At 64.1% G+C, this 25308-nt stretch carries 23 protein-coding genes; 15 read left to right on the forward strand and 8 right to left on the reverse strand.

Annotation, left to right across the window (positions count from 1 at the left end; genetic code table 11):
- Nucleotides 1-208: 208 nt before the first annotated feature.
- The 9 genes from radA to FDY95_RS04290 all read left to right on the forward strand — a co-directional run bounded on the left by radA (nucleotide 209) and on the right by FDY95_RS04290 (nucleotide 9322).
- Nucleotides 209-1594 carry a DNA repair protein RadA gene (radA, locus tag FDY95_RS04250; protein ID WP_138075501.1) on the forward strand — a complete coding sequence of 462 codons (1386 nt, stop codon included), beginning with the start codon at nucleotides 209-211 and terminating at the stop codon, nucleotides 1592-1594.
- A 204-nt stretch (nucleotides 1595-1798) separates the two neighbouring features.
- Complete coding sequence (locus tag FDY95_RS04255) at nucleotides 1799-3259, forward strand: TlpA family protein disulfide reductase (RefSeq protein WP_138075502.1); 1461 nt, start codon at nucleotides 1799-1801, stop codon at nucleotides 3257-3259.
- A gap of 171 nt (nucleotides 3260-3430) precedes the next feature.
- Complete coding sequence (locus FDY95_RS04260; RefSeq protein ID WP_212744857.1) at nucleotides 3431-3850, forward strand: VOC family protein; 420 nt, start codon at nucleotides 3431-3433, stop codon at nucleotides 3848-3850.
- Between the two features lie 114 nt (nucleotides 3851-3964).
- Nucleotides 3965-4987, forward strand: a complete 1023-nt coding sequence (locus FDY95_RS04265; protein ID WP_138075503.1) for an SPASM domain-containing protein — start codon at nucleotides 3965-3967, stop codon at nucleotides 4985-4987.
- A gap of 49 nt (nucleotides 4988-5036) precedes the next feature.
- Nucleotides 5037-5465, forward strand: coding sequence for a hypothetical protein (locus tag FDY95_RS04270; protein ID WP_138075504.1), 429 nt, complete (start codon nucleotides 5037-5039; stop codon nucleotides 5463-5465).
- Nucleotides 5466-5571: 106 nt separating this feature from the next.
- On the forward strand, nucleotides 5572-7086 hold the full coding sequence (gene crtD / locus FDY95_RS04275; protein ID WP_138075505.1) for a 1-hydroxycarotenoid 3,4-desaturase CrtD: 1515 nt from the start codon (nucleotides 5572-5574) through the stop codon (nucleotides 7084-7086).
- Nucleotides 7087-7212: 126 nt separating this feature from the next.
- Nucleotides 7213-7908, forward strand: coding sequence for a carotenoid biosynthesis protein (locus FDY95_RS04280; RefSeq protein ID WP_138075506.1), 696 nt, complete (start codon nucleotides 7213-7215; stop codon nucleotides 7906-7908).
- A 39-nt stretch (nucleotides 7909-7947) separates the two neighbouring features.
- Nucleotides 7948-8562: a TetR/AcrR family transcriptional regulator gene (locus FDY95_RS04285; protein WP_138075507.1), complete on the forward strand. Its 615-nt coding sequence runs from the start codon at nucleotides 7948-7950 to the stop codon at nucleotides 8560-8562.
- A 100-nt stretch (nucleotides 8563-8662) separates the two neighbouring features.
- A complete protein-coding gene (locus FDY95_RS04290; RefSeq protein WP_138075508.1) occupies nucleotides 8663-9322 on the forward strand; it encodes a nuclear transport factor 2 family protein in 660 nt (219 codons plus the stop codon).
- A gap of 172 nt (nucleotides 9323-9494) precedes the next feature.
- Here the strand turns inward: FDY95_RS04290 and FDY95_RS04295 are convergent, their stop codons facing one another.
- From FDY95_RS04295 to FDY95_RS04320, 6 genes are all read right to left on the reverse strand, one after another.
- Nucleotides 9495-9737, reverse strand: coding sequence for a DUF6952 family protein (locus FDY95_RS04295; RefSeq protein WP_138075509.1), 243 nt, complete (start codon nucleotides 9735-9737; stop codon nucleotides 9495-9497).
- Between the two features lie 11 nt (nucleotides 9738-9748).
- The gene (locus FDY95_RS04300) at nucleotides 9749-10066 is read right to left on the reverse strand and encodes a thioredoxin family protein (RefSeq protein WP_138075510.1); all 318 of its coding nucleotides are present in this window, start codon (nucleotides 10064-10066) and stop codon (nucleotides 9749-9751) included.
- Between the two features lie 143 nt (nucleotides 10067-10209).
- Nucleotides 10210-10878, reverse strand: a complete 669-nt coding sequence (locus tag FDY95_RS04305; protein WP_138075511.1) for a phage tail protein — start codon at nucleotides 10876-10878, stop codon at nucleotides 10210-10212.
- Between the two features lie 2 nt (nucleotides 10879-10880).
- Entirely contained in the window at nucleotides 10881-11555 is a 675-nt protein-coding gene (locus FDY95_RS04310) for a phage tail protein (protein ID WP_246073923.1), read from the reverse strand.
- 12 nt (nucleotides 11556-11567) lie between these two features.
- On the reverse strand, nucleotides 11568-12221 hold the full coding sequence (locus FDY95_RS04315) for a phage tail protein (RefSeq protein WP_138075512.1): 654 nt from the start codon (nucleotides 12219-12221) through the stop codon (nucleotides 11568-11570).
- A 32-nt stretch (nucleotides 12222-12253) separates the two neighbouring features.
- Nucleotides 12254-13213: a hypothetical protein gene (locus tag FDY95_RS04320; RefSeq protein ID WP_138075513.1), complete on the reverse strand. Its 960-nt coding sequence runs from the start codon at nucleotides 13211-13213 to the stop codon at nucleotides 12254-12256.
- Between the two features lie 178 nt (nucleotides 13214-13391).
- Between FDY95_RS04320 and FDY95_RS04325 the strand changes: the two genes are divergently transcribed.
- Entirely contained in the window at nucleotides 13392-13973 is a 582-nt protein-coding gene (locus tag FDY95_RS04325) for an arylesterase (protein ID WP_138075514.1), read from the forward strand.
- Between the two features lie 169 nt (nucleotides 13974-14142).
- Here FDY95_RS04325 and glgP read toward each other — a convergent pair whose 3' ends face one another.
- The gene (gene glgP, locus FDY95_RS04330; protein ID WP_138075515.1) at nucleotides 14143-15801 is read right to left on the reverse strand and encodes an alpha-glucan family phosphorylase; all 1659 of its coding nucleotides are present in this window, start codon (nucleotides 15799-15801) and stop codon (nucleotides 14143-14145) included.
- A gap of 293 nt (nucleotides 15802-16094) precedes the next feature.
- Between glgP and FDY95_RS04335 the strand changes: the two genes are divergently transcribed.
- From FDY95_RS04335 to FDY95_RS26680, 5 genes are all read left to right on the forward strand, one after another.
- The gene (locus tag FDY95_RS04335; protein ID WP_138075516.1) at nucleotides 16095-17525 is read left to right on the forward strand and encodes a hydrolase; all 1431 of its coding nucleotides are present in this window, start codon (nucleotides 16095-16097) and stop codon (nucleotides 17523-17525) included.
- 394 nt (nucleotides 17526-17919) lie between these two features.
- A complete protein-coding gene (locus tag FDY95_RS04340) occupies nucleotides 17920-19833 on the forward strand; it encodes a glycoside hydrolase family 13 protein (protein WP_138075517.1) in 1914 nt (637 codons plus the stop codon).
- A 151-nt stretch (nucleotides 19834-19984) separates the two neighbouring features.
- On the forward strand, nucleotides 19985-20692 hold the full coding sequence (locus FDY95_RS04345; protein WP_138075518.1) for an SDR family oxidoreductase: 708 nt from the start codon (nucleotides 19985-19987) through the stop codon (nucleotides 20690-20692).
- A 131-nt stretch (nucleotides 20693-20823) separates the two neighbouring features.
- Nucleotides 20824-22677, forward strand: a complete 1854-nt coding sequence (locus FDY95_RS04350; protein ID WP_171025528.1) for an alpha-amylase family glycosyl hydrolase — start codon at nucleotides 20824-20826, stop codon at nucleotides 22675-22677.
- Nucleotides 22678-22875: 198 nt separating this feature from the next.
- Nucleotides 22876-24492, forward strand: a complete 1617-nt coding sequence (locus FDY95_RS26680) for an MFS transporter (RefSeq protein WP_138075519.1) — start codon at nucleotides 22876-22878, stop codon at nucleotides 24490-24492.
- 202 nt (nucleotides 24493-24694) lie between these two features.
- Here the strand turns inward: FDY95_RS26680 and FDY95_RS04360 are convergent, their stop codons facing one another.
- On the reverse strand, nucleotides 24695-25111 hold the full coding sequence (locus FDY95_RS04360) for a hypothetical protein (protein WP_138075520.1): 417 nt from the start codon (nucleotides 25109-25111) through the stop codon (nucleotides 24695-24697).
- Nucleotides 25112-25308 lie beyond the last annotated feature (197 nt).

The raw sequence follows: 25308 nt of genomic DNA on the forward strand, positions 1-25308 counted from the left end.
GCCGCATCACATCTTCGGGGAGGCTATCCACTTAGTGTCAACACCGGCGGAGCCCGGCTGTTCCTGGCCTGAAGTGGCTCTGAGCTGCGCCGTTGGAAGTGGGGCGTTGCCGGGCCGGGAAAGCCGTGCACCACCCGCCAAAAACCCCGTTCTTGCCAAACTTTTTAGCAGCCGGACGCATTACCTTCTTTTACCCCGACTACGCCCGATGGCCAAGATCAAGACCGTTTATTTCTGCCAGAACTGCGGCGCCCAAAGCGCCAAGTGGATCGGCCGCTGCCCCAGCTGCGGCGAGTGGAATACCTACGTGGAAGAAGTGGTGCAGAAAGAGGAGCTGACGCCCGCCAACGCCTGGAAAGCCTCGACCTCGGTGGGCGGCACCAGCAAAGCGGCCAAGCCCAAGCCCCTGGGCGAAATTCTTTATGAAGAAGAGTCGCGCCTGAACACCCACGACGGGGAGCTGAACCGCGTGCTCGGCGGCGGCCTCGTGCCCGGCTCCCTGGTGCTCATCGGCGGCGAGCCGGGCATCGGCAAGAGCACCCTGATGCTGCAGATTGCCATGCAGCTCAAAGATTTGCGCATTCTATACGTGTCGGGCGAGGAGAGCGAGCAGCAGATCAAGATGCGGGCCGAACGCATGGGCCAGCAGCACCCCGGCCTCTACATCCTCACCGAGACGAGCACCCAGAACATCTTCAAGCAGATCGACGCCCTGCAGCCCAACGTGGTGGTGGTCGACTCCATCCAGACGCTGCACTCCCAGCTGGTGGAGTCGGGCGCGGGCTCCGTCAGCCAGGTGCGCGAATGCACCACCGAGCTGCTGAAGTACGCCAAGGAAACCGGGGTGCCCGTGCTCCTCATCGGCCACATCACCAAGGACGGCTCCATTGCCGGCCCCAAAATCCTGGAGCACATGGTCGACACGGTGCTGCAGTTCGAGGGCGACCGGCACCTCACCTACCGCATCCTGCGCACCGTCAAGAACCGCTTCGGCTCGACGTCCGAGCTGGGCATCTACGAAATGCAGGGCTCGGGCCTGCGGCAGGTGTCGAATCCCTCCGAAATCCTGCTGAGCCAGCGCGACGAGCAGCTCAGCGGCGTGGCCATCGGCGCTACCCTGGAAGGCAACCGCCCGCTGCTGGTGGAAGTGCAGGCGCTGGTGACGCCCTCCACCTACGGCACCCCCCAGCGCAGCAGTACCGGCTTCGACGCCAAGCGCCTGCAGATGCTGCTGGCGGTGCTCGAGAAACGCTCGGGCCTGCGCCTGGGCCAGCACGACGTGTTCCTCAACATTGCCGGCGGCCTGCGCCTCGAAGACCCGGCCCTCGACGCGGCCGTGTGCGCGGCCGTGGTCAGCTCCCTTAACGACATCCCCATTCCGGGTGATGTCTGCTTCGCGGCCGAGGTGGGCTTGAGCGGGGAAATCCGCGCGGTGAGCCGGCTCGACCAGCGCCTGTCGGAAGCCGAGAAGCTGGGCTTTCAGGAGATGTACATCTCGCAGTTCAACGGAAGGGGCCTCGACCTGGGCCGCTTTGGACTAAAAGTTCACCCGGTAGGACGTCTCGATGAAGTGCTAAGCGGCCTCTTCGGTTAAGCCTAAAAAAATTCGGGCATCCCCCGAAAATGTGAGCCCGACGATTGGATTTTGTAAATCCAATCGTCTTATCTTCGGCTCAACGATTGTCTTTTCCCGCGAAACGCTTGGCGCAGCCACCCACTGAGCCCAGGCAACGGGACGGCCCCGGCCGCGTATGAGAGTTGTTGTCCGCTTTGCTTCACCCAGATACCTAGCCGCCTGATGTCTACACTTCTTCGCTTCCCGGCCCTGAGCTTGCTCGTCGCGCTGTGTGCGCCGCTGGCTGGGCAAGCCCAAAGCACGGTGGTGCTCACCGGCAAGATCAACGGCAAAACGGAGGATTCCGTAGCCGTGTCGGTGCGCGAACATCCGCTCGATGCCAAGGAGCAGCTTACCTACGCCGCCGTCAACGACAAGGGCGAGTTCCGGCTGGCGCTGAAGGTAGACGGCCCCACCAAGGCCGACCTGGTGTACGGCGACGACGTGGCCGGCCTTTGGCTGGAGCCCGGTACCCAGCTCGACGTGCGCTTCAAGGGCGAGGACTTGGCCCAGACGGTGAAGTTCAAGGGCAAGGGCGCCGAAGCCAACACCTACCTGGCCGACTTCGACGAGCGGTTCGTGGAAAACGACGGCTTTCAGGTGCTGCCCGACAACATTACCTTCTACGAGGCGCCTTTCCTGCACTTCCTCGACTACCGCCGCAAGGAGGAGGAGAAGTTTCTGAAGGACGTGCAGGAAGATCAGGCCGTGTCGCCCGCCTTCCGCAACTACGTGAAGGCCGAGGTGAACTACAGCTACGCCAACGACCGGCTCACCTTCCAGGATTTGCGCGAGCAGGTGGTATCCACCGAGAACCGGCTGAAAATGTCGGACTCGTACTACGCCTTCCTGAACGACGCGGCGCTGATCAACAACGAATCGGCCCTGCTCAACGACACCTACCAGGAATTCCTGATCAACTACGTGCACTACGCCGCCACCGCGGCCGGGCACAAGAAGGGCGACCCGGAATTCTACCAGGTGTGCTACAACGTGGCCAAGGAAAAGCTGCAGGGCCCGGCCCGCGCCATCGTGCTGGGCCGCGTGCTGCAGGAGTCGTTCCGCTTCGGCCACGTGCGGCAGTCGGCGGCCATGCTCGACGACTTCCGCAACACCGTGGATAAAGGCAACAAGTTTTACCCGGTGCTCAAGGCCGATTTCGACGCCCACAAGGACTTTGCCATCGGCTCGCCGGCCCCCGATTTCAAGCTGGTATCGGCCACCGGCGACACGGTGTCGCTGCAGTCGTTCCGGGGCAAGCTGGTGTACCTGAACTTCTGGCGCACCACCAGCGGCCTCTCCTTGCGCGACCTGCCCTACGCCCAGGAGCTGGCCAAAAAGTTCAACGGCCAGAATATTGCCTTCGTCAACATCGCCCTGGATGAGAACGAGCCGGCCTGGAAACAGCTGGTGGTGAGCAAGAAGCTGGCTGGCACCCACCTGCGCGCCGTGGGCGGGCAGCGCGGCCCGCTGGCCAAGGCCTACATGCTGCAGGAGGTGCCCGCCTACTTCCTCATCGCCGAAGACGGCACCTTCCTCAACACCAAGCCCAAGCGCCTGAGCAGCCGCGCCGCCGTCGACGAAATCAAGGAGTCGTTCGGCAAGGCCTCGACCTACAGCAGCACGCTGCCGGTGGGCAAATAAGTGCTTAGCGGTTCTGCCTACTGACCGGCCCTGCCTCGCGGCGGGGCCGTTTTTTTTGCTGCCCCGCGCCGGCTACCGCCCGAATAGTGGTAACTTATAGAAGTGCCAGCCCGGCACGCCGCGCTCCACCTACGGCCCCCTGCTGGCGGATACCCTCACCCCCTCAGCCGTATGGAAACCCTATCCATCACCCGCCACGCCGTGCTGGCCACGGCCCCCGTCACCGTCATGCTCCCGGTCCTGAACCTGGAGCGGGCCCGGCAGTTCTACGAGCAGGCGCTGGGCCTGCACCCCATCGGCCTGCAGGCCGACGGCAAGTTTGAGTACGGGTGCGGCAGCAACAACGGCACCGTCATTGCCCTATTTCCGAAGCCCAACGCCACTCCCGCCGACCATACCGCCCTCAGCTTTGAGGTGCCCGACATTACGGCGGCCATTCAGGAGCTACAGCAGCACGGCGTGCAGTTTGAGGATTACGACCTGCCGGGGCTCAAAACCGTCAATCACATCTGCGTGCTCGGCGCCGAAAAGGCGGCCTGGTTCAAAGACCCGGAGGGCAACTACCTCTGTATCCACCAGAACGTCGGCTAAGCCGTTGATTTTGCCCGCTCTCCGGGGCGGAGGCCGGCGCTGCTTATTCCCCGCCCGCCCTAACCTTTGCCCGCCCGCGCTGGTTTACGTCGCATTGCCGACCTTTACCCTACGATGCGCTCCACCCTGGCCGACGGGCTGAATTTCCTTTCCAAGCTCACCCCGCTGCGAGCCCTCAATGCGGCGCAGGTGACGGGCTCCTACGTGCTCAGCCGCCTCACCGGCCGCTCGCGCGCCTGGGGCCTGCCGCTGGCCGTGAGCCTAGAGCCTACCACCAGCTGCAACCTGCGCTGCCCGGAGTGCCCCAGCGGGCTGCGCTCCTTCACCCGCCCCACCGGCATGCTCGACGAGGCGGTGTTTCGCCGCACCATCGACGAGCTGGCGCCGCGGCTGTGGTACCTCACGTTCTACTTCCAGGGCGAGCCGTACCTGAACCCCGGCTTCCTCGACATGGTGCGCTACGCCACCCAGAAGCGCATCTACACCGCCACCAGCACCAACGGCCACTACCTCACCGAAGCCAACGCCCGCAAGACCGTGGAAAGCGGCCTCGACCGCCTCATCGTCTCGCTCGACGGCACCACCCAGGAGGTGTACCAGCAGTACCGCGTGGGCGGCCGGCTGGACAAGGTGCTGGAGGGCGTGCAGCGGGTGGTGAAGCACAAAAAGGAGCTGAACAGCGCGACGCCGCGCATCGTGTTCCAGTTCCTGGTGGTGCGCCCCAACGAGCACCAGATCGACGAGGCCAAGGAGCTGGCCCGGAAGCTGGGCGTCGATGACGTGTGGTTCAAAACCGCCCAGATCTACGACTACGAGCAGGGCAGCCCGCTGATTCCGACCATCGACTACTACTCGCGCTACCAAAACAACCAGGACGGCTCGTGGAGCATCAAGAACCGGCTGCTCAACCACTGCTGGAAAATGTGGCACTCGTGCGTCATCACCTGGGACGGGCTGGTGGTGCCCTGCTGCTTCGACAAGGACGCTGAGTACCGCCTCGGCGACGTGCAGCAGACCTCGTTCCGGCAGCTCTGGCACGGGCCCAAGTACCAGGGCTTCCGCCGCGCCCTGCTGAAGGGCCGCGACCAGGTGGAAATGTGCCGCAACTGCACCGCCGGCACCCGGGTGTGGGGCTAAAACCGCGGCGGCAGCCCGGCGCGTATCTTGCGCACCCGATTGCCGCTTTATGTCCACTACCATTCCTGCGCCGCCCCCGCTGCTGCACACCGCTTACCGCGCCGACCTCGACCTACTGGTGAGCCGCTGGAGCTACCAGCCCGACCCGGCCCTGCTGCCGCCCGCCTACGAGGAGCTGACGGCGCAGGCCCAGGCCTGCGGCTGCCGCTTCTGGCTGCAGGACATCCGCCGCCGCACCCTCAACGACCCGGCCATTACCCGCTGGCTGCTCACGGAGTACTTTCCGCAGATGGCCCGGCGCCTGGGCGGCCGCCTGGCCGTGGCCTACCTCACCGGCCCCGCGCTGCTGGAAGCCCTGCTGAACGGGCCCGGCTACCTGCCGCCCAGCGCCTACGAGCAGCAGCCCTTCGTAGTGGCCTTTTTCGGCGACGAGGGTGAGGCCATCCGCTGGCTGCAAACGGAGCAGCGCCGTCCTTGACTGCTCCGGTTTCCCAATAATAAGCTGCCGGTGGAGCTAACAAAACCCGGCGAAGTACGGTAGTGCTGGTATTGCCGATTTCGCCGTCTTTTCTTCTCCGTTTCGCATGCCCGTTTTGCCCGCCGGCCGCAAGCTGCGCCCAGCCTCATCCCGGAAGCAGCCCGTGGCCGTCGTTGGTGCGGGCATAGCCGGCATTGCCACGGCCGTGCGCCTGGCCGCCCAAGGCCACGCCGTCACGGTGTTCGAGGGCCGCGAGTCGTTCGGCGGCAAGATGCACCAGTTCGAGCTGCCCGGCGGCTACCGCTTCGACGCGGGCCCTTCGCTCTTCACCCTGCCCGGCCTCGTGGATGAGCTGTTTCGGCTGGCCCAGCGCGAGCCGCAGGACTACTTTCGCTACGAGCGGCTCGACCCCATCACCCAGTACTTTTTCGCCGACGGCACCGGCCTCACCGCCTGGGCCGACGAGGACCGCTTTGCCGCCGAAGTTGAAGCCAAGCTGAACGTGCCCGCGGCCGAAGTGTGCGGCTTTTTGCACCGCTCACGGCGCGCCTACGAGGCCACCGCGCCCACCTTCCTGCACAAGTCCCTGCACCGGCTGCCGAGCTACTGGAGCCGCGACACCCTGCGCGCCGTGGCCGAAATGCCGCGCCTGGGTTTGCTCAGCACCATGCACGCCCGCCACCAGCAGGCCTTTCCGCAGGATGCGCGCCTGGTGCAGCTCTTCGACCGCTTTGCCACCTACAACGGCTCCGACCCCTACCAGGCCCCGGCTACCCTCTCGCTGATTCCGCACCTGGAGCACGGCCTGGGTGCCTACTACCCCGAGGGCGGCATCTATAGCATTGCCAGCTCGCTGGTGCGCCTGGCCGAGGAATTAGGCGTCGAATTCCGCTACAACGAGCCCGTCGAGGAAATCCTGACCGCCGGCGGCCGCGTGACGGGCCTGCGCACCCCGCAGGACGTGTACGACTTCGGCCTCGTGGTCAGCAACATGGACGTGGTGCCCACCTACCGCCGCCTGCTGCCCCACGAGCCCGCCCCCGAGCGTACTTTGGCCCAACCCCGCTCGTCCTCGGCCCTGATTTTCTACTGGGGCATTGCCCGTGAGTTTCCCGAGCTGGGCGTGCACAACATCTTCTTTTCCGCCGACTACCGCCGCGAGTTCGAGGCCATCTTCCGGCAGCAGACCGTGGCCGACGACGTGACCGTGTACGTGAACATCACCAGCAAGAAAACGCCCGCCGACGCTCCGCCCGGCCACGAAAACTGGTTTGTGATGGTGAACGTGCCCCACGACCAGGGCCAGGACTGGCCCGCGCTGCTGCAAAAGACCCGCGCCGCCGTGCTGCGCCGCCTGAACCAAGCCCTGGGCCTCGACGTTGCTTCGTTGATCCAGACCGAGCGCACCTGGACGCCGCCCGGCATTGCCGCCGACACCTCCTCCTTCGGCGGCGCGCTCTACGGCAGCTCCTCCAATACCATGCTGGCGGCCTTTTTGCGCCATCCGAATTTTTCGCGCCGGCTCGATGGGCTGTACTTTTGCGGCGGCTCGGTGCACCCCGGCGGGGGCATCCCGCTCTGCCTGCTCTCCGCCCGCATCGTCGCTGACTTAATCAATTAAAAATGAGGGGTTAAAATTAAAAATTGCTCGACTTGGCCGGTTCCGACGACGCCACCAGGCCAAGTCCATCCAGCCGAGCAGCTCATTTTTAATTTTTAATTCTCAATTTTTAATTCCTTTCTCCCTATGCCCCAACCTGATCAACTGACTTCGCCGGTGGCGACTCCGGCGGCGCCGGGGCCCGCGCCAGGCCGCCTGCTGGCGGCGCAGCTGGTACTGCTGCTCTTCTACGCCACCGGTTTCGTGGGCCTCGGCTTTTCCCAGGACCCGGGCTTCTACCTGCAGTTCATGCCCCTCACGCTGCTGCTCACGGCGGCCCTGCTGCTGGCCTTCGACCGCCACAGCCCGGCCCCGATGTTCGGCTGGTTTGGCCTTACGGTCATGCTGGTGGGCTTCGGGGTGGAAGTGGCCGGGGTGCAGACCAGCGCCATCTTTGGCAACTACAGCTACGGCACCACCATGGGCCCGCGCCTGCTCGAGGTGCCCCTCATCATTGGGCTGAACTGGCTGATTCTGACCTACCTGGCCGGCGGCCTGGCCCAGCGCCTGCCGCTGCCGGGCTTCGTACGGGCGCTGCTGGCGGCCCTGCTCATGGTGGGCATGGACGTGTGCATCGAGCCGGTGGCCGTGCACTTCGGCTGGTGGAAATGGTTTGCCGACGTGATTCCCCTGCAGAATTTTAAAGCCTGGTTTGCCCTGTCGGTAATTCTGCAGGTGTACCTGAACCGCAGCCACGTACAGCCCGGCCGCAACCCGCTGGTGCCCTTCGTGTACCTGCTGCAACTGCTGTTCTTTTTTGGTTTGGGCTGGTTAATAGGCTAATTTTCGTGGCTGCCGCTCCACCCAACCCCGCCCCACCGCATGAGTCGAACCCTACGTGACACGCTTCTGGACCAAGCCCGCGACCTGTTTCAGCGCGCCGGCATCGAAAGCCAGTCGCCGGAGCAGTTGATTGCCGCCCTCGATGTTTCGCCGTCCACCTTTCGCGAGATGTTCCGCAGCAAGGCCGACCTCGTGATGCAGGTCACGCTGCACGATATCGAGCGGCAGAAACAGGAGCACGCCGAGCTGTTTGCGCGCGTGCCCAACCCCGTCGGGCGCCTGCTGAGCTTGCTGGAAATGGGCATCCGCGACCTGCAGAAGGTGACGGCGCCCACCTACTTCGCCGACCTGATCCAGCATTACCCCGAAGCCTGGGAAACCGGGCAGCAGCACCTGATGAGCTATTCGTACCCGCAGCTGCACGGCCTGCTCAACGACGGGGTGATGCAGAAGCTGCTGCGCGGCGACATCAATATCGGTTTGGTGAGCAAAATCATCATCGAGCAGCTCAACATGATGCTCAACGAGCAGATTTTCCCCTCCAGCCGCTACAACATTGCCGAGGTGTTCCGCAGCGTGTACCTCTACTACTTCCGCGGCCTCTGCACCGACGAGGGCATTCAGGCCGCGTCCTCTTATTTCGCCCGGATGTAGCGCCCGCTGACCTGGATAATGTGGGGCGCAACCACATTATCATGTTATTGATAATTTATTGGATATAGAGGAGCTTTGCCGCTCAGCAAACGCCACCTCTATGACCAAACACCTACTCCCGCTGTTTCTTGCGCTGACCTGTCTGCTCACGGCGCCTGCCTGGGCCCAGAAAAAGCCGATGTCGGCCAAAGCGCGCAAGGCCAAAATTGCCGCCGCGGCCACCGCCCGCAACAAAGCAGAAGCTGCCCGCCGCGCCGAGGCGGCGCGCATTGCCGCCGCCCAGCCCATGTCGGAGGGCCCCGACGCGGACGAGCTGCTGCGCATCGACGAAGTGCTGACCGACGCCACCCTGCGCAGCGACGCCGAGACCATCACCCACCTGCTGGCCGACGAGTACATTGCCGTCAACTCCAAGGGCCTGGTGACCAGCAAGAAGGACTGGCTGGGCGCCATTGCCAACGACGAAGGCCAGTGCGACATCAACAAGGGCTTCGAGTTCGTGGTGCGGGTGTACGGCAACACCGGCTTCGTCATCCACAACACCAGCTTCCGCGGCCAGCTCGACGGCAGCAACACCACCGGCGAATACCGCATCACGCGCTACTTCATCCGGCGCAACGGCAAGTGGCTGGTGGCCGCCAGCAACACCACCTACGTGGTGCCCGTGCGCCTCACGGCCCTGGCCGCGGCCGGCAAAAAGGCCAAGAAAGAGCGGAAGAAGCTCAAGAACACCTACGCTTCCGAGCCCTCGAAGCGATGAGCTGGTGAAATGGTGAGTCTGATGTTCAGAATCGCCTTACCCGAAAAAGCCCAACGGCCCCGACAACGCAAGTCGTCGGGGCCGTTGGGCTTTGTGCGGGTAAAAGAATCGACGGGAAACCGGAGCCGCCAGAACGACAGCCCACTATTTCACCAGCTCACCAGTTCGCCGCCTAGCTGATCGACACGCGCACTTTCTTGGTGTACTCGCGCAGGGCCGAGGTGAAGTCGGCGCCGTGGTCCTTCATGTGGTTTAGAATCCAGATGGCGGCGAAGACGTGCGTGAGCTGCTCCCCGTCGTCGGCGCCTTCCACCTCGAAGGAGGGCTTACGCTCGTCGAGCAGGGCTTCTTCGGCTTCGAGCAGGTCCTGCAGGGTCTGGTTTTCCACCAGGCGCTTGATGGCCGGGATTTTCATGGGCGCGGGGCTTAGCGGATTTTGTTGATGAGCGAAGCCACGGCTTCTTCCTTGCTGGCGGCCACGCTGTCGACAAACTCGCCGTTTTTGAACACGGCAAAGAAGGGCAGGTTGGTCACGTTGGCGGCTTTGCGGGCCTCGGGGCTCACCTCGGCATTCACGTCGAGGAAGGCCACGTCGGCGTTGCCCTCGGCGTCGGAGAGGCGCTTGAACTTGGGCGAGAACAGGCGGCAGTTGCCGCACCAGTCGGCGTAGTATTTAACCACGACTTTGTCGTGCTGCTGCAAAAGCTGCTGGAAGTCAGCATCAGTGGCTTTGGTAACGGCCATTAGGGAAAAAGTAAGGTTGGACTCAACGCAGCAGATAAGAATCATTCTTATCTGACTACAAACCTAAAGCGTTTTGGGCAGAAAAAAGTTTGGCCGCCGGAGTTCCGGCGGCCAGCACTATACGCAGTCAGGCAGAAGCGGGGTTAGGGACGCGGCGGGAATATGCCCTGCAGCGCGATGTAGTAGGCAATTGTCTGGTACGGCATCAGGTTGTTGTGGGCCTGGGCCGCGCCGATGGCCTGGCTGGCCATATTGCCCGCGCTGGAGGCGCTGTACTGCGGCAGGCCCGAGGCGTTGCTGGCCAGAAAGGCATTGGCCGGGGAGCCGGTGGTGCCCAGGGCCTGGCTGTAGGTATGCACCACGGTGTGGCTGTGCCCGGGCATCTCCGCCTCCACCAGCGCCACGGTTTCGTCGCCGCCGGTTTCGCCCAGGTCCCGGAGGCTCAGCCCCGGCCCCTGGCCGGCCCCGATGGGTACGCAGCCGTTCAGGTTAGGCAGGGCGAAGGTGGACTGCCCATTGCCGCCGTAGTAGGTTCCCAGCAGCGAAAACAGGGCCGTGTTCTGACTGATCGGCAGCAGCTGCCCGTCGCAGCGGGCGTAGCCCCGGGGCGCGAAGTTGAAGCCGGCCAGGATGATTTCGCCGACGAAGGGCTGGTTGCTGGTGAGCGTGCCGGCAGTGGCCGGCGTGGCCCGCCCGAACAAGGCCTGCAGCGGCCCCACCAGGAAGCTGCCGGCCAGCAGCCCCGACAGGCGCTTGAGCAGGCCGCGGCGCGTCGGCTGCGCCCCGGCGGGCGTGGGAAGTGGCGTCGACATGATCAGGTGGTCGAGGGGAAAACGCCCTGGAGGGCAATAACGAAGTTGATGCAGAGGAAGGGCTGCATATTGGAGTGCGCCTGGTTGCCGCCGATGCTGCTCGTGGTATTCACCGTAGCCCCACCGGCCCCGATGGTAGCCAGCGCGGCATTGACGTCGCCGCCGTACTGCGGGGCGCCCCCGCCGCTGTCGGCCAGGTAGTGGTGCGTGCCCGTGCCGACGCCCGATACCTGCAGGTCGCCCAGGGCGGTGCTGCTTTTGATGCCGTGAATGTGGGGCACCAGCTGGCCCAGCGTCAGCGTGTGGGACTCCGCGCCGCCCCGCTGGCCCAGCGCGAAGTTGCCCCCGTCGGAAACGGGAATCCGGCCGCGCAGGTCGGGCAGGGCGAAGGTGGTTTGCCCATTGCCGCCGTAGGTGGTACCCAGTAGCGCGAACAGGGCCTGGTTCTGATTGATGGGCAGCTGCTGTCCGTTGCAGAAAGCCCAGCCCTGGGGCGCGAAATTAAAGGAAACCATCATGATTTCGCCCAGAAACGGGTCGAGGCCCTGGGTCGACAAGACCTCGGCCTGGGCCGGGCGGCGGTTGCCCAGCAGCAGGCCGCCGGCCATCAGGCCACCCAGGCGCTTCAGCCAGCCCCGCCGCGACGACGAGCCAGCCAGATCAATAGCGTTTTGCATGAAAAGCGAGAGTTAGGGCTGCGGAAAAACGCCGAACATCGAAATGATGTAGTTGACCACCAGGAAGGGCTGCATGTTCTGGTGGGGCTGCGAGCCGCCCACGACCGGCAGGTTTTGCGCCGGCTGCTGCACCAGGTTACCGGTGTCCTGGGTGTACTGGGCCGAGCCGTTGCCGCCATCGGCCGGCACGGCGCCCGAGGGCGAGGCCGTGGTGCCCGGCGCGGTGCTGGCCGCCAGCGTGTGATTATGGCTGGGCATTTGCTGGGTAGTCAGCGTGACTTCCTCCTGCCCCCCTATCTCCGCAAGCTGGCGGTTGCCGAGGCCCGGACCGCTGACGAAGTGCATGGGGGCGCGGCCGTTCAGGTTGGGCAGGGCGAAAGTAGACTCGCCGTCGCCGCCGTACGTGGTGCCGATGAGCTGAAACAGGGTTTCGTACTCGCTGATGGGCAGCAGGCGGCCGTCGCAGAAAAACCAGCCGTTCGGGGCGAAGCTGCCCGCGAAAATGGCTATTTCCCCGACGTAGGGCAGGTTGGCGTTGACGTTCAGGAAGGAACGGCGCGGGGTGAGGGAAGGCGCCGACGGGGCCGGGGCGGCCGGCTGCAGCCAGTCCTGCACCCGCCGCAGCCAGGAGCGGCGCGTCGACAAAGAAGTGGAGGCGTGTGCCATGAGGTAGCGGAATCCGGGGAGAAAAAGGGCGCCTACGACTCGCGGCGCCAGACTCCGCCGGTGTAAATGAAGCGGGCCGCGTACTTGGGCAGGATGTTGCCCGTGCCGCTGGCCGATACCACCGTGATGTACTGGTTGTCGTTGTTGACGATAACCAGGCGTTGGCCGGCCGTACCCGTGCCCAAAGTGATGGTGCCGTTGGCGCCCCCGTTGTCGTTGTACACGATGTTGGTAGCCGGCGGATTTACCGTGACGTTCGTCGTCGGGGCATTCCCAGCCGACGAGCTTTCGGCGGTGTATTCCCCCGCGCCCACGCTGGCCCAGCCTGTGGAGGTGTATTGGTAGAGGCCGGGGGTGTTGTCGGTCTGGATGATGAGCATACCCACGGTGGGCGTGCCCATAGCATTACGCTGGGTCAGGGTCAGGCGCGGCGGCAGCAGGCCCTTGGTGGTGCTGGTGATGTCCAGGGCGGCTTTAGCGTCGGCGGTGGTGGTACCCACGGCCAGCACGCCGCTCACGCTGCCGTTGCCGGTCACCGCGCTGTTGCCCGCCACCGAGCTATTGCCCGACACCAAGCTGTTGCCGGTGGTAGTGACGTTGCCCGAGTTGTCGATGCTGAGGCCGCCGGTGCCGTTGTTGGAAAGCGAGTTGCCGGCCAGTTTCACGGCCGAGGTGGCTGTGCCGTTGCCCAGGTTGTCGCCGGCCGATACCTTATCGGGCAGCCATAGCCAATTGGCGGTGCTGGTAGTGCTGTTGTTGTAGTAGAAACCGGCGGTGCCGTCGGTCTGGTACACCAGCAGGCCCTGGGCCGGGCTGCTGATAGCTGTGCGCTGGGCGCTGGTCATGCGCGGTACCAGCATACCCTTGGTGGTGGAGGCCACTTCCAGCATAGCCGTGGTGGCCGGGGCGCCGGTACCGATGCCTACGCTCTGAGCAAAAGCGCCGGACGTAGCCAGCAGGGCGCCAGCCAGAAGCAAGTAAGATTTGGACATAGCAGGCTGTTGAGGTGAGACCCGAAAGATAGGATTATTTCAACGTATTAATACTTTTTAATTTACAAACAACTAATTGTTAAGTCCTAAGATACTGCCTGCTTTGGCCCCGATTTCGCGTATGTAGCCGCACCGACTGTTTCGCCGGCGTGTCCGGCGTGCTTTCCTGTTTTCGACTATGCGCAACCTTGTTTTCTTCGGCGACTCCCTCACGGCGGGGCATGGCCTGCCCGCCCCGCAAGCCTTTCCGGCCCTCATCCAGCAGAAAATCGACGCGCTGGGGCTGGCCTGGCAGTGCATCAACGCGGGCGTGAGCGGCGAAACCACCGCCGGCGGCCTGCACCGCCTGCCCACCGTGCTCAGCCGCCGCCGGCCCGACGTATTCGTGCTGGAGCTGGGCGCCAACGACGGGCTGCGCGGCATCCCCGTGCGCGAAACCACCCAGAACCTGCAGCGCATCATCGACGAGGTGCGGCGCCAGTACCCCGCGTGCCGCCTCGTGCTGGTGGGCATGGAGTTTCCCTTCGACCTCGGCCCCTTCGGCCAGCACCAGCTGGCCCGCTACGCCCAGGAGTTCAAGGCCCAGTTCCGCACTCTGGCCGAGCAGAACGGCCTCGACTTCGTGCCCTTCCTGCTGCAGGGCGTGCTCGGCCGCCCCGAGCTGAACCTGCCCGACCGCGCCCACCCCAACGCCGCCGGCTACCGCATCGTGGCCGAAAACGTGTGGGCGGTGCTGGAGGCCGTGCTGCGCACGGTGTAAGATGGTGAGGTGGTGAACTGGTGAGATTAACGTTCAGACTGCCCTGAATGCACAAACGGCCCCGGCAACATCTGCTGCCGGGGCCGTTGGACTTTTTTGGTTGATCAGGTGGTAAATGAGGCGCGCCAGAACGACAACTCACCATTTCACCACCTCACCATTTCACCACTTAGGCGTTGTACATCAGCTCGTAGTACTCCGTAGCCATGCGGCCCGACTCGAACTGCGGCTCCACTTCGCGCATGGTGGTCTGCACGATCTTCCAGTACTCGGCGGGCTTGCTGTAGTACAGGGGCAGGATTTCGTGTTCGAGCACGTCCAGCGTGCCGGCGGCTTCGATGCGGTCCTTCTCGGCGTCGGGCAGGTCGAGGTCGGCCAGGGGGATGAGGAAGCCGTTTTCGCCGTGGCGCACGAACTCCGGAATCCAGCCGTCGGGGATGCTCAGGCTCAGGCTGCCGTTCATGGCGGCCGTCATGCCCGAGGTGCCGGAGGCCTCGCGCGGGAAGCGCGGGGTGTTCAGCCAGATGTCGGAGCCCTTCTTCAGCAGAGCCGACAGGCCCAGCTCGTAGCCGACGAGCACGGCGCAGTTTTTCAGGTTTTTGCTGCGGGTAATCAGCTCGTTGAACAGGCCGATGGCGCCGTAGTCCTTGGGGTAGGGCTTGCCGGCCCAGATGACCTGCACCGGGCGGTCGGCATTATTCACCAGCGCCTCGAACCGCTCGAAGTCGTTCAGCACCAGGTTGGCGCGCTTGTAGGCGGCGAAGCGGCGGGCCCACACCACCGTCAGCACATCCGGATCGAACAGCTTGCCGGTCTGGTCGGCTACCACTTTGAACAACTGCTCCTTCAGCTCCCGCTTGCGGGCCTTCAGGTTCTTGACGGCGGTGCTGGCCGTGCTGGTCAGGGCCTTGTGCAGCGGCGCGTCGCGCCAGTAGGTGCCGTTCTGCGAGTTGGTGATGTGAATGATGGGGCACACGCCGGCGTTGTGGTTCCACATGTCGCGGGCCACCCGGCCGTGCACTTCCGATACGCCGTTGGCAATGCGCGCCATGCGCAGGGCGGTGAGCGTGTAGTTCAGCCGCTCGTGCTCCACCAGGCCCAACTCGCGCACTTCGTGGCCCGAGATGCCCGAGAAGAAGGTCATGTCTTCGAGCAGCTTCATGGGGTGCTCCTCGTTGCCGGCCAGCTCGGGCGTGTGGGTGGTGAATACCAGGCGCTTCTGCACCTCGCTCAGCTGCCGGCCGTGCTTTTCGTGCAGGTAGAAGGCCAGCGGCAGGCCGTGGCCCTCGTTTAGGTGGTACACTTCCGGCGTGCGGTTGATCAGGTCGAGCAGCTTGCCGCCGCCCACGCCCAGCAGGATGCTCTGGGCCACGCGGGCCGCCGTGTCGGCGTCGTAGAGGTGGTGGGAGATGGTGCGCGAGAGGTAGTCGTTTTCCGGAATGTCGGTGGTCAGGAAAAACATCGGGCAGGTGCCGAACACCTCCGGGGCGAGGTAAAAGGCCTTCACCTTCACCGGGGCCGAGTGGATGGTGATGTCGAAGGTGAAGCCGGTATCCTGCAGGAAGCTGTAGTACTTCTCGGTGAAGTCGGCGCGCATGGTCTGGTCGGGCTGCCGGCCCTGGTCGTAGTAGCCGTAGCTCCACAGGATGCCGATGCCGATGAGGTTCTGCTTCAGCTCGTAGGCCGAGCGCATGTGCGAGCCGGCGAGGAAGCCCAGGCCGCCGGAGTAGGTTTTGAGGGCCTGGTCGATGGCAAACTCCATCGAGAAGTAAGCTGCCGACTTGCTGAACTCGGGTGCGGGGGTGTAGGAAGAGTAGGTAAAAGCCATGAGAAGGAAGGGGTGAAGCGACGTCGGGCGGGCGGGGCCGGCCAACGAGCTGACAAACCTAAAAAAATGACGCAACAAAAACGCCTTTGCCCGTAGCCAACGCGGTGGTCATAAGGCCCGCTAAGCTACGCAGGGGCCCGCAAACGACCTGGCAGAGGCTCAGGCAGATATATTTTGAATAATATTTCAAAGAGCTAGGATGTTTTTTAATGAAATTTTAATTTAAGACCCGCTAAGCCAAGCTTTTTGCCACTTAGTCCAGTTTCTCCCCTTTTCCACCTCCATCACACCTTATGAAAATTTCTACTCGCCTGTGGGCCCTTCCCCTGCTGGCCCTGGCCTTCGGCTGCGCCAAAACCGACAATCTGGCCCCACAAGGCACGCTGGCCACCTTAGCCGCCAGCCACGACGTGTCGAATACGGGCTTCCCCGAGGGCTTCGAGTCGGGCACCAAAACGGCCTACTCCGTGGGCTCGGTCACGCTGGGCTCCGGCTCCTGGACGCTCGACGACGCCTTGCTGGGCAACACGACGGCCGATGCCAAAACCGGCGCCCAGTCGGCGCGGGTGCGCAACGCGGGCAAGCTCACCATGAACTTCAACGTCTCGGGCGGGGCGGGCACCGTGACGGTGGGCCACGCCGCGTACGGCACCGACGGCGCCTCCACCTGGGAGCTGTGGAAGTCGGTGGACAGCGGCACGAGCTACACCAAAGTCGGCTCGACCATCACCAGCAGCAGCGCCACGCTCAGCACGGCCACCTTCACCGTGAACCAGACCGGCGCGGTGCGCTTTGAAATCCGCAAGACCGACGGCTCGGCCAACCGCGTCAACTTCGACAACGTCGACATTCAGACCTACAGCGGCGGCGGGGGCGGCGGCACGGCCAAGAAATTCCTCATCGACGCGGGCCACGCCGAAACGGCCGGCAACGCCGACTGGGTGATGGATGTGGACGCGGGCGTGGTGGCGCGCTACCCCACCCCGGCCGCCTCGGGCATCACCGGCACCACCAGCGAAACGTACTGGACCGGCGCGCTGTCGGCCTGGGGCGTGAGCCTGGTGAAGCTGGGCCACTCGGTGGAGCACTTGCCCGCGGGCGTGCCCATCACCTACGGCACCACCGGCGCCCAGGACCTACAGAACTACAACGTGTTCATCATCGACGAGCCGAACACGCTGTTTACGGCCGCCGAGAAAACCGCCCTGGTGCGCTTCGTGCAGAACGGCGGCGGCCTGTTCATGATTTCCGACCACGACGTGTCGGACCGCAACAACGACGGCTACGACTCGCCCGCCATCTGGAACGATTTGATGAGCAACAACTCGGTGCAGGCCAACCCCTTCGGCTTCAGCATCGATCTGACCAACATCGTGGAAACCAGCTCCAACGTGCTGGCCAGCAGCACCAACCAGATTCTGAACGGCCCGCAGGGCGCCGTCACGCAGATCAAGTACAGCAACGGCGCCACCATCACCAAGACCTCCGGTTCGGCGGCCGTGCCGCTGGTGTGGCGCAGCACCTCCTCGCAGGGCAACACCAACATCATGTGCGCCAGCAGCACCTTCGGCACCGGCCGCGTGGTGGTCATCGGCGACTCGTCGCCGGCTGACGACGGCACCGGCTCGCCCGGCAACACCGTGTACCCGGGCTGGACGGAGCTGGCCTCGCACGCCCGCTTCCACCTGAACGCCTCGCTCTGGCTGGCCAAGGTGACCAACTAAGCCCACGGATTACGGCGGATTTTCGGATTTTGTGGACGATTGACCTAATTGAGCCACGACTCGAAGTCGTGGCTCAACTACGTTTAGGTACCAGCTCAGAAGGAAACGTATAGCAAAGAACGTCCTGCTTCGCGGAGCTCAGCAGGACGGCCAAGTGGCTACGATTACGGTTGACTGACCACTTCGGCCGCCCATTCCTTATCGGCGAATTCCGCTAAGCTGACTTCGTCGAGTCTTGGCGATGTTGCCCGGCGCCGCTGCTTCAGCTGAAGCAGCGGCGCTTTGTTTTTAGCTGTTATTCAAGCAGAAGTGAATCCTGGTTTTGATGCCCGCACCTGAAGTTTCTACTTTACAGCGGCGCCATTACGGTGCTGATTTCTTGCGCCGTTTTTTTATGACCCGACTACTCCGCATTTCCGCCTGGCTGCCCCTGCTGCTCTTGCCGCTCGGCGCCGCCGTTGCCCCCGTTTCGGCCGCCGATAATCCGCCGGCCCTGGCGCCCGCGCCGCCCGCTGCCAAAGCCGGCGTCACCCGCATCGACCCCACGTTCTGGTGGGTGGGCATGAAGAACCCCGAGCTGCAGCTGCTGGTGTACGGCCCCGGCATCGGGCAGCGCACGGCCGCTATCGAGGGCAGCTACCCGGGCGTGACCGTGACGGGGCAGCAGAAGCTCGACAACCCCAACTACCTGGTGGTGAACCTGCGCGTAGAGCCGACCGCCAAAGCCGGCAAGCTGCCGCTGAGCTTCGCGGGCAGCGGCAAGAAGCTCAGCTACCAGTACGAGCTGCGGGCCCGCAGCACCGACCCCAGCCGGGTGCAGGGCGTGAGCAGCGCCGACTTCATCTACTTCCTGATGCCGGACCGCTTCTCCAACGGCAACCCCAAGAACGACGTGGTGAAGGGCCTGCGCGAGCATACCGTGGCCCGCGACACCATGTACGCCCGCCACGGCGGCGACCTGCAGGGCATCGTCAACCACTTCGACTACCTGAAGTCGTTGGGCGTCACGGCCATCTGGCCCACGCCGGTGACCTTGAACGACATGCCCAAGGCCAGCTACCACGGCTACGCCCTCACCGATTACTACGCCGTCGACCCGCGCTACGGCTCCAGCGAGGAGTACGTGCAGTTCGTGCAGAAAGCCCACCAGAACGGCCTCAAGGTCATTCACGACGTGGTGCTCAACCACATCGGCAGCTACAGCCAGCTGCAGCTCGACCCGCCCGCCAAGGACTGGGTGCACCAGTGGCCCAAGTTCACGCGCAGCAACTACAACTCGCAGGCCCTCAACGACCCGTACCGCGCCCAGTACGATACCAAGCGCTACAACGACGGCTGGTTCGACACCTCCATGCCCGACGTGAACCAGTCGAACCCGCTGGTGAGCAAGTACATCATCCAGAACTTCATCTGGTGGGTGGAGTACACCGGCCTCGACGCCTACCGCATCGACACCTACCCGTACTCGGAGACGAAATTCCTGATGGACTGGGGCCAGGCGTTGCTGGACGAGTACCCCAGGCTGGGCATGTTCGGCGAGGCCTGGGTGGGCAGCACCGCCCAGCAGGCCTTCTTTGCCCGCAACATCTTCGCCCCGGTCGACGGCTTCAAGTCCAACCTGCCCGGCGTGCTCGATTTCCAGTCGCAGGGCGCCATTCAGGACGCGCTGAAGAAGGACAACCCCAACGCCACCCGGCTCTACGACGCCTTGCAGGGCGACTGGATGTACGAGGACGCGACGCGCAACGTGGTGTTCATGGACAACCACGACATGAGCCGCGTCTATTCCGTCATCGACGAGGATTTGGGCCGCATGAAGATGGGCTACGCCTGGCTGCTAACTACGCGCGGCATTCCGCAGCTGTACTACGGCACCGAAATCCTGATGAAGAACTTCTCCAACCCCGACGGCAAGGTGCGCGAGGATTTCCCCGGCGGCTGGCCCGGCGACAAGGTGAACAAGTTCACCGCCGCCGGCCGCACGCCGCAGGAAAACGAGGCCTTCGACTACGTGAGCAAGCTGGGCCTGTACCGCAAGGCCCACCCCGTGCTGCAGACGGGCAAGCTCATGCAGTTCATTCCGCAGGATGGCGTGTATACCTACTTCCGCTACGACGCGGCCGGCAACACCGTGCTGGTGATGATGAACACCGCGGCATCGGCCAAGACGGTGGACGGAACGCGGTTTGCGGAACGCACTCAGGGCTACAGCTCCGGCGTGGACGTGGTGACGGGCGCCGCCGTCAACGACCTGAAATCCTTTAACATTCCGGGGCAGACGGCTTGGGTGCTGGAGCTAAAAAAGTAGCTTTTATTACGGACGACATTTAGCCCGCAGAGGGCGCTGAGGTTTTCGCAGAAGACGCAGAGCGCGTATACTACCGAACAGCTCAGCGCCTTCTGCGTTTCTTCCGCGTCCTCTGCGGGCTAAAAACACCAGAACCACACCAGAACCAACCATGACCGACCTCACCAACCAAGTTGCCATCGTCACCGGCGCCAGCCGCGGTATCGGCCGCGCCATTGCCACGCTGCTGGCCCTGCAGGGCGCCCAGGTGGTGTGCGTAGCCCGCTCCGAGGACGAGCTGCTGGACGTAGCCCAGAAAACCAACGGCCTGCCCGTGGTGGCCGACGTGTGCGACGAGCGCGACGCCCAACTCATCGTGAGCGCGACGCTGAGCCGCTTCGGCCGCCTCGACATCGTGGTGTGCAACGCCGGCGTGGGCTCGTTCAACCTGCTCGAAAACTTCAGCGCCGAGGAGTGGGACCGGATGTTCGACGTGAACGTGAAGGGCACCTTCCTGCTCTGCAAAGCCGCGCTGCCGCACCTGAAAGAGCAGCAGCGGGGCCACATCATCGGCATTGCCTCCGACGTGAGCAAGCGCACCTTCGCCCACGGCACGGCCTACGGGGCCAGCAAATACGCCCAGCACGCGGTGCTCGACGCGCTGCGCAAGGAAGCCCGCCCGAACGGCATCAAAGTCAGCGTGATTTACCCGGGCTTGGTAGATACCTACTTCAACGAGTCCCGGCCCGGCGCGCCCGACAAGGAGAAGACCCACCTGCAGCCCATCGACGTGGCCCAGGCCGTGCGCTACGTGCTGGAGGCCCCGGCCCACGTGGTCGTCGACGAGCTGATGCTGCACCCCGTGACGCAGGAATGGTGATTTTTAGCACTTTGGGACGCGGCGCTTGACCAACAGCCAGGTTTGCGGGCTTTCGAGCCTAAAGAAACGGCGCAAGAAAAACGCGCTTCGGCGGGCCGCAAACGTTCCCAAATGCCTAAATTACCGTCCATATGCGACGCTCCATCCTGGTTTCGGCTGCCCTTCTCACCCTCGGCCTGACCGCCTTTTCTCCTCTTCCCGCGGCGACTCCGCCCATGGCGCACTACCTCGACCCCGCCCCCGGCGACCCGAATACCACCGACGAGCCGGTGCAGGACCACAAAATCATCGTCTACCAGATGATGGTGCGCCTGTTCGGCAACCAGAAAACCCTGAACAAACCCTACGGCACGCTGCAGGAAAACGGCGTCGGCAAGTTCAACGACATCAGCGACAAGGCCCTGCAGGAAATCAAGAAGCTGGGCGCCTCGCACGTGTGGTACACCGGCGTGCTCGAGCACGCCACCATGACCGATTACTCCAAGTTCGGCATTGCCCTGGACGACGCCGACGTGGTGAAGGGCCGCGCCGGCTCGCCCTACGCCGTGAAGGACTACTACGACGTGTCGCCCGACCTGGCGGTGAACGTGCCCAAGCGCATGCAGGAGTTTGAGGCCCTGGTGAAGCGCACCCACCAGAACGGGCTGAAGGTATTCATCGACTTCATTCCCAACCACGTAGCGCGCAGCTACAAGTCGGACGCCAAGCCGGCGGGCGTGGTGGACCTGGGCGAGAAGGACGACAAAACCAAGGCCTTCGCGCCCAACAACAACTTCTACTACCTGCCCGGCAAAGCTTTCGTGGTGCCCCAGGGCGCCGACCCGCTGGGCCCCACGGCCAAGGGGCCGAAGGAAGACGGCAAGTACCTGGAGATGCCCGCCAAGGCCACCGGCAACGACGTGTTCAGCGAAGCGCCGAGCATCAACGACTGGTACGAAACCGTGAAGCTCAACTACGGCGTGGACTACCAGCACGGCCGCCAGCTGCATATCCAGCCGATTCCGGACACCTGGCTGAAGATGCGCGACATCCTGCTCTTCTGGGCCCAGAAGGACGTCGACGGCTTCCGCTGCGACATGGCCGAAATGGTGCCGGTGGAGTTCTGGGCCTGGGTGATTCCCGAAGTCAAAAAGGCGAAGCCGGGCATCCTCTTCATGGGCGAGGCCTACAACGCCAAGGAGTACCGCACCTACCTCGAAAAAGGCCACTTCGACTACCTCTACGACAAGGTGGGCCTCTACGACGGGCTGCGCCGCCTGATGGTGGGCGGCGGTAAGATGAGCGACATCACCGACGTGTGGAGCCGGGAAAGCCGCGGCTTCAGCTCCCACATGCTGCGCTTCCTCGAAAACCACGACGAGCAGCGCATTGCCTCCAAGGACTTTGCCGGCGACACCAAGCCCGCCATTCCGGCCATGACGGTATCGGCCACGCTGGGCACGGGCCCGGTGATGGTGTACTTCGGGCAGGAAGTAGGGGAGCCGGGCCGCGGGTCCGAGGGCTTCAGCTCGGAGGACGGCCGCACCAGCATCTTCGACTACTGGGGCGTGCCCGAGCACCAGAAATGGCTGAACGGCGGCGCTTTCGACGGAGGCAAGCTCAGCCTGCAGCAAAAGCAGCTGCGCGACTTTTACGGCCGCCTGCTCAACCTCTGCGCCAGCAGCGAAGCCCTGCGCAAGGGCCGCTTCTACGAGCTGCAGGACGCCAACAACCTCGCCAAGGAGTACGACGACAAGAAGCTCTACAGCTTCCTGCGCTTCACCGACAAGCAGCGGATGCTGGTGGTGGCCAACTTCAGCCCCACCCAGACCTACGTGCCTACCCTGCAGATTCCGGCCGCCGCCTGGAAGCTGATGGGCCTCGACCCGCTGCGCAGCCAGTTTACCTACACCGACGTGCTCAACGGCCGCACCGGCAGCACCTCGGCCCGCGTCACGCTGCCGCCCATGTCGGCCGTCATCCTCGAAATCGAACCGAAGAACTAGGGGGCTGATAGCACTAAAAGAACGTCATGTCGAGCGCAGTCGAGACATCTCGCTTGATAGTAATTCCCTCGTTGAACTGAGTTTACTATCAGTCATCAGCACGCGAGATTCTTCGCTACGCTCTGAATGACGTTCTTTTTGCATCATTTCCTCTTCGTCACCACCAACCGCCACCGCACTCCCACACCCCGTTCCCTTATGGCTTCCGGCGCCGCAATCAGTACCTCCACCTCCACCGCGCGCAAGCCGCAGCTCTCGTTCTGGCAAATCTGGAACATGAGCTTCGGCTTCCTCGGCATCCAGTTCGGCTTCGAGCTGCAGAACTCCAACGTCAGCCGCATCTTCGAGACGCTGGGGGCCAACAAGGACGATATTCCAATTCTGTGGATTGCCGCCCCGGTGACCGGCCTGCTGGTGCAGCCCATCATCGGCTACCTCTCCGACCGCACCTGGAGCCCGCGCTTCGGCCGGCGCCGGCCGTTCTTCCTGATCGGGGCCATTCTGGCCTCGCTGGCTTTGCTGGTGATGCCCAATTCCTCGGCCCTGTGGATGGCGGGCGGCATGCTCTGGATCATGGACGCCAGCATCAACATCTCGATGGAGCCCTTCCGCGCCTTCGTGGGCGACAAGCTGCCCTCGGAGCAGCGCACCTCGGGCTTCGCCATGCAGTCGTTCTTTATCGGGGTGGGCTCGGTGGTGGCGGCCCTGCTGCCCTGGGTGTTTACCAACTGGCTGGGCATGAGCAATACGGCCCCGGCCGGCGAAATTCCGCCCTCGGTGAAGTGGGCCTTCTACGTGGGCGCGGCGGCCTTTCTCGGCTCGGTTATCTACACCGTGGTGACCAGCAGCGAAACGCCGCCCGAGGACATGGAGGCCTTCCGCGCCGAAAACGCCAAGGTGGGCATGTGGGACGGCCTGCGCGAGTCGTTTACCGGCATCTTCCACATGCCGCCGGCCATGCGGCAGCTGGCCGTGGTGCAGTTCTTCACCTGGTTTGCGCTGTTTTCGATGTGGATTTACGCCACCAACGCCGTGACCAGCAACATCTACAACATGCGCGTGGACGCGCCGCTGTACGAGAAGCTGCGGGCGCAAATCACCGGCGCGCCGGCCGCCAACACGGGCGCCAAGGAGCTGGACGGGCTCAAGCGCGACGTGGCCGAAATCGAGCAGTTTCAGGCCGATAATACCGACAAGGTCATCAGCCTGAACATGGCCAACTACGCCGTGGACAAAGCCCCGCTGACCGATCCGGAAAAGGCCACCGCCAAGCGCGTGCAGCAGCAGTACAACGACGGGGCCGACTGGCTCAGCCTCTGCTCCTCGGTGCGCAATGGGGTGGCCGCGGTCTTCGCCTTCATCATTCCGCTGATTGCGGCCCGCACCAGCCGCCGCCGCACCCACATGCTCTGCCTGCTGCTCGGCGGCCTGGGGCTGGTGTCCTTGAAGTTCATTGCCAACCCCGACTTCATCATCGTCTCGATGGGCCTGGTGGGCATTGCCTGGGCCAGCATCCTGTCGATGCCCTACGCCATCCTGGCCGGCTCGCTGCCCGCCAACAAGATGGGCTACTACATGGGCGTGTTCAACTTCTTCATCGTGATTCCGCAGATTGTAGCGGCCACCATCCTGGGCTGGTTCACGGTGCACCTCTTCCACGGCAACACCCTGAACACGCTGGTGCTCGGTGGGGCCAGCATGGTGCTAGCCGGCCTGCTCACCCTTTGGGTGCGCGACGACGACGATACCCACGTGGCCGCCGTGATGGAAAACCCCGGCTACGACACGCCGGTACTGACCAACCCGCAGGCGTAACGAGCCTCACGCTCAAGATGAAACCGCCCCGGCTGCCAAGCGCAGCCGGGGCGGTTTTGCGTTAGGCCCGAATCGGGTGGATGTAGCGCGACCCGCAGGTCGACGAAGTCAACTTTCAGTTCTCGTATGCCAGAACGTTGTCGTGCAGAGCTACGCGAACCGAAAGTTGACTTCGTCGACCTGCGGGTCGCGCTACCTCCGGTCAGGTGCCCGACTGCAGCCAGTGCTGGGCGGGCAGCTCCTCGATGAACACGCGCACGTCGGCGCCGCGGCGGATTTCTTCGGGCAAGCCAAATTCCTCGGCGGCCAGGCGGGCGTCGATGGCGTCGGCCTGGTAGGGGGTGACGAGGTAGGCCAGGCGGCGCGGGGCCGGCAGCACGCCGCGCAACTGCGGCCGAAACGTGGTCAGCACCCAGCGAAAGTCCTCGGGCGCGGCCAGGCCGCGGGTGCGCAGATCCACCAGCCAGTGGCTGCACTGCTTGTCGCGGGCCAGCGCCAGCGCGGCTTCGTAGCCGGCGCGGTGCTCTTCGGACGACACCGGCCGCGCCCAGCGCAGAAACAGCAGGTGCAGGTCGGGGCGGTACGTGAGGCGGAGGTAGTCCTGGTCGACGGCTTCCATGCGGGCAACTAACGCGGCAAAGGGTGAGGGCGGCGTGAACAAACGCGCCCCGGCCGGGCGGCTTACGGCCCAGCTTGCCTATGGTACCCGGTGGCCGCGGCTTTTGTTTGCGCCGGGCCGGCTTTTAGCTCTGCGGGCGGCTACTGCCACACCCGGCCCGCGTCGGGGCGGGTGAGCAGCGGCGGGGCTGCGGTCAG

It is taken from the genome of Hymenobacter jeollabukensis (genome assembly GCF_005771675.1).
In the GTDB taxonomy this organism is placed as follows: Bacteria; Bacteroidota; Bacteroidia; order Cytophagales; family Hymenobacteraceae; genus Solirubrum; species Solirubrum jeollabukense.